The sequence below is a fragment of the Christiangramia oceanisediminis genome, assembly GCF_022570735.2.
Classification (GTDB): Bacteria; Bacteroidota; Bacteroidia; order Flavobacteriales; family Flavobacteriaceae; genus Christiangramia; species Christiangramia oceanisediminis.
The window spans coordinates 13,847-25,684 of record NZ_JANCNS010000001.1 but is presented as its reverse complement, the minus strand read 5'-3'; the positions used below and the strand labels follow the sequence as shown (position 1 = coordinate 25,684).

At 40.6% G+C, this 11,838-nt stretch carries 9 protein-coding genes; 2 read left to right on the top strand and 7 right to left on the bottom strand.

The window, feature by feature from the left end:
• Positions 1 to 686: 686 nt before the first annotated feature.
• A complete protein-coding gene (gene lnt / locus MKO06_RS00110) occupies positions 687 to 2,276 on the bottom strand; it encodes an apolipoprotein N-acyltransferase (RefSeq protein ID WP_241550281.1) in 1,590 nt (529 codons plus the stop codon).
• 699 nt (positions 2,277 to 2,975) lie between these two features.
• On the opposite strand from lnt, the gene MKO06_RS00105 reads away from it, so the two are divergent.
• Positions 2,976 to 3,725: a CDP-alcohol phosphatidyltransferase family protein gene (locus tag MKO06_RS00105; protein WP_241550277.1), complete on the top strand. Its 750-nt coding sequence runs from the start codon at positions 2,976 to 2,978 to the stop codon at positions 3,723 to 3,725.
• Between the two features lies 1 nt (position 3,726).
• Here the strand turns inward: MKO06_RS00105 and MKO06_RS00100 are convergent, their stop codons facing one another.
• From MKO06_RS00100 to MKO06_RS00080, 5 genes are read right to left on the bottom strand one after another with little or no spacing between them, the layout of a single operon-like run.
• The gene (locus MKO06_RS00100; RefSeq protein WP_241550274.1) at positions 3,727 to 5,574 is read right to left on the bottom strand and encodes an asparagine synthetase B family protein; all 1,848 of its coding nucleotides are present in this window, start codon (positions 5,572 to 5,574) and stop codon (positions 3,727 to 3,729) included.
• Between the two features lie 24 nt (positions 5,575 to 5,598).
• Positions 5,599 to 6,339 carry an LPS export ABC transporter ATP-binding protein gene (gene lptB / locus MKO06_RS00095; RefSeq protein WP_241550272.1) on the bottom strand — a complete coding sequence of 247 codons (741 nt, stop codon included), beginning with the start codon at positions 6,337 to 6,339 and terminating at the stop codon, positions 5,599 to 5,601.
• A 38-nt stretch (positions 6,340 to 6,377) separates the two neighbouring features.
• Positions 6,378 to 6,728 (bottom strand): carboxymuconolactone decarboxylase family protein, encoded by a 351-nt coding sequence (locus MKO06_RS00090; RefSeq protein ID WP_241550264.1) that lies wholly within the window; start codon positions 6,726 to 6,728, stop codon positions 6,378 to 6,380.
• A 3-nt stretch (positions 6,729 to 6,731) separates the two neighbouring features.
• Positions 6,732 to 7,565, bottom strand: a complete 834-nt coding sequence (tatC, locus tag MKO06_RS00085; protein WP_241550257.1) for a twin-arginine translocase subunit TatC — start codon at positions 7,563 to 7,565, stop codon at positions 6,732 to 6,734.
• Positions 7,565 to 8,530, bottom strand: coding sequence for a KpsF/GutQ family sugar-phosphate isomerase (locus MKO06_RS00080; RefSeq protein WP_241550255.1), 966 nt, complete (start codon positions 8,528 to 8,530; stop codon positions 7,565 to 7,567). Before MKO06_RS00080 ends, tatC begins: the two co-directional genes overlap by 1 nt.
• Before the next feature lie 85 nt (positions 8,531 to 8,615).
• Between MKO06_RS00080 and MKO06_RS00075 the strand changes: the two genes are divergently transcribed.
• Positions 8,616 to 10,814 carry an ATP-dependent DNA helicase RecQ gene (locus MKO06_RS00075; RefSeq protein WP_241550254.1) on the top strand — a complete coding sequence of 733 codons (2,199 nt, stop codon included), beginning with the start codon at positions 8,616 to 8,618 and terminating at the stop codon, positions 10,812 to 10,814.
• 409 nt (positions 10,815 to 11,223) lie between these two features.
• Here the strand turns inward: MKO06_RS00075 and MKO06_RS00070 are convergent, their stop codons facing one another.
• Entirely contained in the window at positions 11,224 to 11,823 is a 600-nt protein-coding gene (locus MKO06_RS00070; protein WP_241550253.1) for a porin family protein, read from the bottom strand.
• Positions 11,824 to 11,838 lie beyond the last annotated feature (15 nt).

Genomic DNA, 11,838 nt, shown 5'->3' with positions numbered 1-11,838 from the left:
TATAATGAATAGCGAATAATGAATAACTAATATTCCCAACCTTAATCCTTAGATCTTGTTTTGTCATTTCGATCGCAGGCATTAATCTGTTTCAAATCAATCTTTAAACTGTTTCTTCTTCTTTTTTCTTGATAAAAAAGAAGCAAAAAATCAAGGCTTCCGAACATTTACCAGAATTTTTCGTTCAATAGCTAAATTTCAGGAACTCGCCGCCTTACGGCCGACTCAAACAGCCTGAAATTTTAAGCTACTTTCACTTCAAATTCTACGGAAAATTTTCGAGAGGCCTAAGGAAAAGAATTTCAAATGAAAAGGGACAATTGCCTAAAACATGTACCAAAAATCTTTTTTAGTCATTTCGACCGAAGGGAGAAATCTGTTTTGAATTGGAAGTTAGATAGAGATTTCTCAATAGGCTTATGGCCTTCTTCGAAATGAATAAGGAAACAATTGACAAAGGACTATTGACGATGGAAAAATTATAATCCCTTAACCCTTAACCCTTAACCCTAAACTCTAAATTCTAAACCCTAAACCTTTAATAGATTTCTCAGTCGGCCATTGGCCATCTTCGAAATGACAAAAAATGGAGAATCTTCTTTGGTCATGCAAAAAATAAAGGATTGGTTTGCAGACAACAGACAACAGACAACAGACAACAGACCCTAAACCTTAGACCTTGAACGTTATTGCCGACTTCTTCGGTATTTGATCATCGCGAATAAAAAGATGAAAATGGCCAGGAATTGAGCGATACGTGCGATATAGTCTCCATATTTTACATAGAAGGTTTTTTCAGAACTCAGGCCGACCTTTCCCGAAATTGTTCCCAGCTTTTCATAACCCAAAGTTTTTACCAGGTCTCCCCGGGAATTAATGATGGCTGAAATTCCAGTGTTGGCACTTCGGGCAACAAATCTTCTTGATTCAACTGCACGCAGCCTGGCATAGCTCAAATGCTGTTTATGTCCCTGTGTGTCATCCCACCAGGCATCATTCGTAATAATACTTAGAAAATTAGCGCCATTCTCTACATAACCGGTCACATATTCCCCGTAAACCGATTCGTAGCAAATGATCGGAGCTGTACCTGTACTGTCGTTCAGCCAGAAAACTTCACGGTCTTCCTGGGTGGTTTTCATGGCTACGGTTCCACCAAGGTCGATCATGATATTTCCGAGTAAGGGTCTTAAAATATTTTGGTAGGGGAAATTTTCAACCCCAACCACTAGTTTAGATTTATGGTAGAGTTCTGTAGAATTATCGGGACCAATAAGGAAAGCCGAATTATAATCATCATACCAGTCGCTCAGGCCGATCCTGTTGGACTGTGCTCTTACTTTTCCCGGATCGCTGAATCGTTCATATAGGCTAACTCCGCCCAGAAAATTCAAATCGGGTTGAAGCCTGGATATCTGGGTTCCGTAAAATACTGCGTTGGAGTTTTCAAAAAGATTTAGTCGGGTGCCGTCGGCAAAGACGGTTTCGGGAGCCAGAACCAGGTCGGTAGAGTCGGTTACCGAAGACTTGCTAAGGTCCAGCAGCAATTCGCCGATACGAGTATCGGTGGTATTATATTTTTCAGTGTACGGATTAATATTGGGTTGAAGGATACTGATGTTAATGCTTTCTTCAGGTTCCTCATGGTCGAAATACAGGTAGAATGAAATTCCGATTGGGATAAGGATGAGAAGCGAATTCTTTAGGATCGCTCTGTAAATAATTCCTTTTTCGCGGAATTCCCTGTATTGGAGGAAGGCTTTAAAGACTGCTATATTCACCAGCCAGATCCATAAGGTGCCGCCAAAGGTGCCGGTGAATTCATACCATTGAACCCAGCTGATATATTCGGAAAACACATTTCCCAGGTTAAGCCATGGCCATGAAAAATCCCAGTTGAGGTGAAGTTTTTCAAAAGCCATCCACATGCTTACAAGGAAAGCAGAAGCGGCGCTAAATCCGGTTCGTTTGGCTACAATGTGGTAAATTAGAAAAACCACAGCCATCAGCAGGGAGTTCACCAAAATGGCAAAGGCACCGCCGAAGGGAGTTGAAAAGTAGATCCAATAAGTCGTGATGAGGTTCCACAGGAAAAAACTGAGGTAGGCTAATCCGAATACTTTCCACTTAACTCTTTTTTCAGAATGATTTCGAATATTGAATTCGGCAAGCAGCAGTGGCACAAAGGCGAAAAAAATGAATAATGGGAATCCATAAGTCGGCCAGGCCACGGCCAGTAGAATTCCACTTAGTAATGCATAAAGAAAGTTCCTCATCAGAATTTGGTCTTTTCAAAAATAGGACCTTTTGGGCAATTGACAATTTATAATTGAGAATGGAAAATAGACAATCGATAATTAATAAATGCAGCAATAAAACAATGAAGAAGTGGAATAATTAGACAATGAGAAAATTTGAAAATGCGATAATTTGAAAATGAAAGAATGAGCTAGTTTGAAAATATAGGCGATGAGAAAATTTAAAATATTAGAATGAATGTTCAATAATAACTTTATATCATTTCGAGCGCAGGGAGAAATCTAAATAAAATTTTCAACTCTTAAGAGTTTTCTCGGTCGGCCAGTGGCCTTCTTCGAAATGACCGAAGCAAAATTGACAGTTGACAATGGGTAATTGACAATTAATAAATAATATTACTTAAACCTTAAACATTTAATAGATTTCTCAGTCGGCTTTTAGCCTCCTTCGAAATGACAAAAAAATGGAGAATCTTCTTTGGTCATGCAAAAAATAATGGATTGGTTTAACAGACAACAGACAACAGACAACAGACAACAGACAACAGACAACAGACAACAGACAACAGACAACAGACAACAGACAACAGACAACAGACAACAGACAACAGACAACAGACAACAGACAACAAACAACAAACACCAGACATTAATTCTTTTTTTAGAAGTTTTTCACGGCAAAATAGTAGTTTAGTGAATTGAAACTAAAACCAACCTATGGGCATCAAACGACATATTCCCAACATCATTACTCTTTTGAATCTGTTTAGTGGCAGCATCGCCGTGATCTTTGCCGTAAAGGGTAACCTGGTTCTGGCGGCTATTTTTGTAGCCCTGGGTATTTTTTTCGATTTCTTCGATGGATTGGCGGCCAGAGTCCTGGATGTGAAAAGTGAGGTAGGATTACAACTGGATTCACTCGCCGATGTGGTGACCAGTGGTGTGGTGCCCGGAATTGTTATGTACCAGTTGATGAACAAGGCATTACCGGCAAGTGAGTTTATGAATGCCGAATGGGATTCTTCGGTCTTTGACGTAAGCATTAAACCTTTTGCGCTTTTAGGCTTGCTCATCATCCTGGCATCGGCGTACCGACTCGCAAAATTCAATGTAGACGAAAGACAAACAGATTCGTTCATCGGCCTGCCAACCCCGGCAAATGCTTTATTGATCCTTAGTCTGCCACTTATCCTTACCTACCAGCCAACCGGTTTAGCGAGCAGCCTGATCCTGAATGAATGGTTCCTGCTGGGATTGACCCTTGTAAGTTGTTATCTTCTTAATGCTGAATTACCACTTTTCGCTCTTAAATTCAGTGACTGGGGATTTAAGGAGAATAAGCTTCGCTATTTCTTTATCGCCTGCTGTGTTGCCCTTATCCTGTTGCTGAAGTTCGTTGCTGTACCGGCGATAATCCTATTATATGTGCTGCTTTCAGTATTTAGCAACAGACGAATCGAAGCCTGATCTAAGAAGGTGGTTTCTGAATCAATTCTAATTCAGCATTAAGTGTGGCTCCACTAATGATATCCATATTTGCAAAGGGCCACTTCTCCAGTTTTCCGCGCTTTTCTGTTAACTGATAGAATATTTCAAAATAATCTTGAGTGAGGTAATTCGAACTGTAATAGGATTTAAAGTTTTTTAGTGTTCCTGGTTGCTGATAAATTTCTGCCCAGTTAATGGACTTAAACAAGCGATATCGTTTAGAAGGGTCTTTGGTTTTCACCATTCGTTTTATATACCAGTCGTCAAGCTTAGATCTAATTCCCCATATTGGGATTTTTAAAATATTTGGAGAATTTTGAGGGATCAATGGAATTTGACTAGTTGGAATACTCCTAAAAATTTTTAAATCATTTATTTCAGAAAGTAACCTGTTTGCAAACCTATAGTACAACCTGATATTTGGATGGAGATTACTGGTCCTTTTTAGCATTTGTATGGACATAGCCGGGCTGGCCGCATAAAATTGTTCGTTCCCAATATTAACCTGCCTCGAAAGTTCCATTCTTGTAAAGGTATACCAAGAGAATAATTCTTCATACAATTCGGTAAATGGTAGATTATGAGATTCAATTCTTTCAAAAATCTCTTCAGAATCTTCAATAGTTCTCTTAATAATTTGGTCCCTTATTTCAAGATATTTTAATCGTTTAAACCAATTATCGCTATGCCATGAGAGAATAAATTCTATCTTGGATTTTTTCCAACTTAAAAAATCCTCTTTAGAGGAAGTGGTTAATCGTACATCCTTATTCTTTAGGTAGTATCGAAAAAAGTTTTTTCTTCGAAAATGAGCTTTATTAAATGCTTTTATATTTCTTCCGGGTAAACCTTCACATAGTTCGCCCAATAATAATGGCTCCTTTTTTTTGGGGTTTAAATTGGAAAGAATTTCTAACCAGGAATTTAGTTTTACCGCTTCAGTATTTCTGGTATAACTAAAAAAGATTTTCTTGGGGGGAAAATAAAGATCCAGATCATAAAAGCATGTATGAGAAGCACCTTTCTTTCTCGCCAGACTCGAAGCTATTTTACTTTCATAATTATTCGGATGGCCAAACGTATAAGCCGATATTTCTTTATTGTTAATGGCTCCGAATGCCATCCTGCTGTCAATACCTCCACTTAGAGCAATATTCACTCTGTCAAAGCCTTGAGCAAAAAGTTCAACTTCTTTTTTATACTGATCCCAATAAAGTTGTCTGGAATTTTCATCGATATCAGGAGACCCTATATTCTGATATAAAGAATTATCAAATTTTTTTTCTAATATTTTGCCTTCCGTATCGAATTTGATACGTTCTCCTGGTAATAATCTTTTGCAGTTTTCTAGGATCGTTCTGCTGCCAATATTCATGAAATTAGGACCTACAGCTCGTTGAAAGATCCCAGTAGGATCTTTTTCTGCTTTACTATATCTTCCTAATAATATTATGCTATTTGAAACATAGAAATCATCACCATTTTTAAGATAGTAGATTGGATAAATATTTACCAGATCTGTCGCTAGTATGACTTCATTTTTAGGCTTATCCAAGATAAGGCAAGAAAAAGTTCCTGTAATGAAATCCTGAACTGGCCAGTTATTGCATAAATGTTCAATGGCAAATTTGCGCTGATCCTGGATTTCGTTTTTGCTAAAGTCTCTTAGATATCCATCAGTGATGGAAAAATGCAGATTAGTTTCCAGGCAGGTTGCCTGGTCATTGGTTCCCAGGAAAAAAGATTCGTGTATTTCACTCCATTTAAAGCCTGTGAAGTCACTGGATAAAGAGGGATCCATTCGTCTATTTGAAAAAATGAATTTCATTTATCCATTATTAAATGAACCTGATTATTTAAAAAGTTTTTTCTTCCTCAACTCAAAGTTTTGCCCGAGATAGACCTTTCGAACCATCTGGTCTTCGGCCAGTTCTTCCGGAATTCCATGTTTCAGGATACTTCCCTCGAACATCAGGTAGGTCCTGTCTGTGATCGCAAGGGTTTCCTGTACGTTGTGATCGGTTATAAGAATACCGATATTCTTATCCTTTAACTGGGCAACGATTCGCTGAATATCTTCTACCGCAACCGGGTCCACCCCGGCGAAGGGTTCATCCAGAAGTATAAAATTTGGGTCGGTGGCCAGTGCCCGGGCGATCTCGGTTCTTCTTCGTTCGCCTCCACTCAAAAGATCTCCGCGGTTCTTACGAATATGGCCCAATCCAAATTCCTCGATCAATGACTCCATTTTCATGACACGTTCCTTCTTAGAGAGGTCGGTAAGTTCCAAAACGCTCATAATGTTGTCTTCGATGCTTAATTTACGAAAGACCGAGGCTTCCTGTGCGAGGTAACCAATCCCGTTCTGAGCCCGTTTATACATAGGATATTTGGTGATATCGATCTTATCCAGAATGATCTTACCGCTGTTAGGTTTGATAAGGCCTACGATCATGTAGAAGGAGGTGGTCTTTCCCGCGCCATTAGGGCCTAGCAATCCCACGATCTCTCCCTGGTTGACTTCCACCGAGATGCCTTTTACCACATCCCGGCCCTTATAGGTTTTTACCAGATTCTCAGCTCGTAATTTCATATTCTGTTTATTTTTTGGGATCAGAAATTATACCGAATTTATTTATCCGATTCTTCCAGTGCTTCCCAGTATTCAAAAGCCCTCCTCAAATGAGGGATCACGATAGTACCACCAATGAGGGTCCCGATGCTTAAAGTTTCCATCACCTCTTCCCTTGAAACTCCAGATTTATAACTGGATTCCAGGTGATACTTTACACAATCGTCACAACGAAGCACGGTTGAGGCTACTAGGCCTAATAACTCCTTGGTTTTTTTATCCAGGGCACCTTCAGAAAACGCGTTAGTGTCCAAGTTAAAGATACGTTTTAGAACTTTGTTGTTCTCAGATAGAATCTTATCGTTCATCTTCGCACGGTACGAGTTGAACTCATCTACTTTATTGATCATAGCTTATTTTTTTAATTTTTCTTCTTCTTTACGGTACATGAACTTGGAGATCACAATGCTAACCTCGTACAGGATCAGTACCGGGATCGCAACGATTATCTGGCTTACGATATCGGGCGGTGTAATGATGGCCGATAAAATAAGTACGATAACCAATGCGTATTTCCTATATTTCTTTAGGAAGTCGGGAGTGACCAATCCAACTTTCGTTAAAAAGTAAATTACTATGGGTAATTCAAAGATCAGTCCGCTGGCGAGTACCGAAGCCCGCACCAGGCTGATATAACTGCTCAGGTCAAAATCGTTGAAGACCGTTTCGCTTACCTGGTATTTCCCAAGAAAATTTATCGATAGTGGTGTAACCACGTAGTAACCAAATAAGACTCCTAGGAAGAATAGGAGGGAGGTGACAAAGATGAATCCCTTAGCATATTTACGCTCATCGTCGTGCATGGCCGGGGCCACGAATTTCCAGAACTCGTAGATTACATAAGGGAACGCGATAATAAATCCGGCGGTGATCGAGGTCCATACGTGGGCCGAAAATTGTCCGCCCATAGTTCTACTTTGTATCCTGAATGGCAATTCATCAAAACAGAAACCACCATCTATTCCCAGTTTGGTCGAAATGCGGCATAGCATATCATAGGAAAAGAAATCACCCCTGGATGGACCAAAAAGCAATACATCAAAAATAAAGCCTTTCAGTAAAAATGCGATACCTCCAGCTATCACTACCGCTAATACAGCTCTTATCAGGTGCCACCGGAGTTCCTCCAGGTGATCTAAAAACGACATTTCAGCAGCCGGTTGTTCTTCCTTGCCTATTTTTTCCATTACAATATTCCTTCTCGAATTAAATTATGCAAATGCACAACCCCTACATATTTCCCGTTTTCTACAGCCAGTAACTGGGAGATCTTGTTCTTTTTCAGAATATCCATGGCTTCCACGGCAAGCGTATCAACATCTATGGTCTTGGGATTTTCACTCATAATGTCTGCAGCCCTGAGACCTTTGATCTCCTGCTGGTCCTTTAGCATACGCCTGATGTCTCCGTCTGTGATCACTCCAATTATCTTTTCATCTTCCAGAACAGCGGTAACACCCAGCATCTTTTCGGAGATCTCGATAATGGCATTGGCCACCTCGGTTTCGGGAGTTACTTTAGGTACCATGTTCTGAGAGACGATATCGCCAACCCTGAGATATAGTTTTTTTCCAAGAGAACCACCGGGATGATATTTCGCAAAATCCCTGCTGCTAAAACCTTTCAGGTTCAGCAGGCATATGGCAAGCGCATCGCCCATAACCATCTGTGCAGTTGTACTCGTGGTAGGGGCCAGGTTATTAGGGCAGGCTTCTTTCTCCACATAACAGTTGAGTACATGATGGGCTTCGAGGCCAAGAAAAGATTCCTTATTCGCGGTTAGCGCTATTAAAGTATTGTTGAAATTCTTAATTAAAGGTACCAGGATCTTGATTTCCGGGCTGTTTCCGCTTTTGGAGATACAGATCACCACGTCGTCCTGTTGCACGATACCCAGGTCTCCATGTATGGCATCTGCTGCATGCATAAAGATGGAAGGGGTGCCGGTAGAATTGAGAGTGGCCACTATTTTGTTAGCGATAATAGCACTTTTGCCAATTCCCGTTACCACAACTCTGCCTTTGGAACGATATATGATGTCTACTGCCTGGATGAAATCATCATCTATGAAATTTTCGAGATTCGCGATTGCTTTGGCTTCGTTGGAAATGGTTTCTTTTGCGGAAGAAATGATTTGATCTCTAAGTTTCAAATTAGATTGAATTAAGAATTGCAGGTACTAAAGAAATATGTATATTTAGTTAATGCAAATGTATGTAAAATTGTAACACAATTGAATGGGTTTGACCGAAATTGATTTACACAAAGAACTTAAGAAGTACTTTGGATTTAGTCAGTTTAAGGGGCTTCAGCAAGATGTAATTACCAGTATCGTAAATAGAAATGATACGTTTGTTGTAATGCCAACTGGCGGAGGTAAATCGCTATGCTATCAGCTTCCCGCTCTTATCTCAGACGGTACCGCTATCGTAGTATCGCCCCTTATTGCTTTGATGAAAAACCAGGTAGATGCCATTCGCGGCATCTCCTCACATCATGGTGTGGCTCATGTTTTGAATTCCTCTCTTAATAAAACCGAGGTAAACCAGGTTAAGGCCGATATCCGTACCGGGATCACCAAACTGCTTTACGTGGCTCCTGAATCCCTTACCAAGGAAGATTATGTAGACTTTTTACGCGAGCAGAAGATCGCTTTTATGGCTATTGATGAGGCTCATTGTATAAGCGAATGGGGTCATGACTTCAGGCCCGAATATCGAAATCTCAGGCATATTCTAAAGCGAATAGGAGATGATATTCCAATTATCGCCTTAACGGCGACGGCTACTCCCAAAGTACAGGAAGATATCCTTAAGAACCTGGGTATTCCCCATGCTAAAACGTTCAAGGCCAGTTTTAACAGGCCAAACCTCTATTATGAAGTGAGGCCGAAGACCAAGAATGTGGATGCGGATATCATCCGTTTTGTAAAGAAGAATTCAGGAAAGTCGGGGATCATCTATTGTCTTAGTAGAAAGAAGGTGGAAGAACTGGCCCAGACCCTGCAGGTGAACGGTATAAAAGCGGTTCCTTATCATGCCGGTCTGGACGCCAAGAAAAGGTCTAAGCATCAGGACATGTTCCTGATGGAAGATATCGATGTGGTGGTTGCGACCATCGCCTTCGGAATGGGGATCGATAAACCTGATGTGCGTTTTGTGATCCATCACGATATCCCTAAAAGTATTGAAAGTTATTACCAGGAAACCGGTCGTGCCGGTAGAGATGGCGGAGAAGGTCATTGCCTGGCATTCTATTCCTATAAAGATATTGAGAAGCTGGAGAAGTTCATGAGCGGTAAGCCTGTTGCAGAACAGGAGATCGGGCATGCCCTGTTGCAGGAAGTTGTGGCTTATGCCGAAACTTCGGTATCCAGGAGGAAGTTCATCCTTCATTATTTTGGAGAGGATTTCGATTCCGAATCTGGTGAGGGTGCCAGCATGGATGATAATGTGCGTAACCCCAAGAAACAGCATGAAGCTAAAGAAGACCTGGAACTACTCCTGAAAACGGTTAGGGAAACCAAGGAATTATATAAATCTAAAGAGGTTGTAAAAACGCTGATGGGAAAATCCAACGCGGTGATCCTTTCCCATAAGACCGATGAGCATCCCTTATTCGGAAAAGGCGCTCACCAGGACAGTAATTACTGGATGGCCCTTAGCCGACAGGCCCTGGTCGCCGGTTACCTCCGCAAGGATATCGAAACTTACGGGGTTTTAAAACTTACTGATAGAGGTCATGAATATTTGAAGAATCCTACTTCATTTATGATGACCGAAGATCATATCTATGATGCCTCGACTGAAGAAGCGGCCGTTAAGGCTGACAAGGCTGGAGGATCGGTAGATGCACAGCTGGTTAAAATGCTGAAGGAATTAAGAAAAAAGGTCGCTAATCGCAAAGAATTGCCACCTTTTGTTATTTTCCAGGATCCTTCGTTAGAAGATATGGCGCTTAAATACCCGGTCACGCTGGAAGAACTTGGCAACATTCACGGCGTAGGAGAAGGAAAGGCAAAAAAATATGGTCAGGAATTCGTTGATCTTATTTCGCGATATGTAGAGGATAACGATATTATAAGGCCTGATGATTTCGTTGTGAAATCAACCGGGGCGAATTCGGCTCTTAAGTTATATATCATTCAGAACGTGGACCGAAAATTGCCATTACCCGATATCGCTTCGGCCAAGGGAATGGAAATGCCCGAATTCATCAAGGAGATGGAAGCTATCGTGTATAGCGGTACGAAACTGAATATCGATTATTACCTTGATGAGATCCTTGATGAAGATCAGCAAGAAGAGATTCACGAATATTTCCTTGAAGCTGAAACCGATAAGATCGACGAGGCGATGGAGGAATTCGATGGGGAGTATGATGATGAGGAGTTGAGGTTGTATCGAATTAAGTTTATAAGCCAGGTCGCGAATTAGAAAGCTTTCTTTTGGTCTTTTTGTTCGAAAGGGAATCCTGTTTTAAGGTAACAAGTTTCTATTTCTTCTTTTTCCTTGATGAAAAAGAAGCAAAAAATCAAGGCTTACGAAAGTTTTCCTGATTCTTTTTACTCAGGATCTAAATTTTATGAACTCGCCATTTTGATTTGAACGTATGGAATCTTGTAACAAAAGGCTCAAACAGCATAAAATTTTACGATCCTTTCGCTTCAAAATCCACGGAAATCTTTCGATAGGCCAAAGCGCTTCGAATATAAACTCTAAATTGTTTCACTAATTAAGAATTTTGAATCGAATAAATTCATCAACCAGGTGCGAATTATTTCAAATAAAAAATAGAAAATAAAAAGCCCTTCGATTATCGAAGGGCTTTTTTAATAACTAATATTTATAAACTATAAGACAAACTCAGGATCCATTGAGAAGGCCTTGAATCAATGGTGAAGGTTTCATTGGCCATTTGGTCTATTCCGGAAGCGGAATTATCTGAAAATGAACCCTCATATCTTAGGTCGAAAGCCAGGCGGCCAAGATCAAGCCCGGCGCCAAGCTGATACCCAGCTGTGATGTCATTCTCAACCTCACCAATACTGATGTCGCTTTTTTCAACTTCATTCTTCAGAATATATTGAAAAGAAGGTCCTGCTTTGATGTTTAATGGACCAAGAATATTAATTCCTAAGAGCACCGGCGCGTCTATCTTGCTTAGTTTGTATTCGAATTCTGAATAATCGGTGGTAAGTTCGGTATACATCAATTCTGGTTGCAGGAAGATCCCAAGCACTTTGAACTGCGCAAAGACCCCTGCGTGGAATCCTGTTTTGCTGTCTCCGCTCATTGATTCCTTAAAGTCGCCGGTTACGTCATCAAAAGTTTCATAGTCTCCGGTAGCTCCAAAATTCAGACCACCTTTCAGTCCGAATTCGGCGCTCTGGGCGTAGGTTCCAACTCCTGACAGAAGCAGGGCTAACAATAGTAGCTTTTTCATAAAAAATAGATTTGT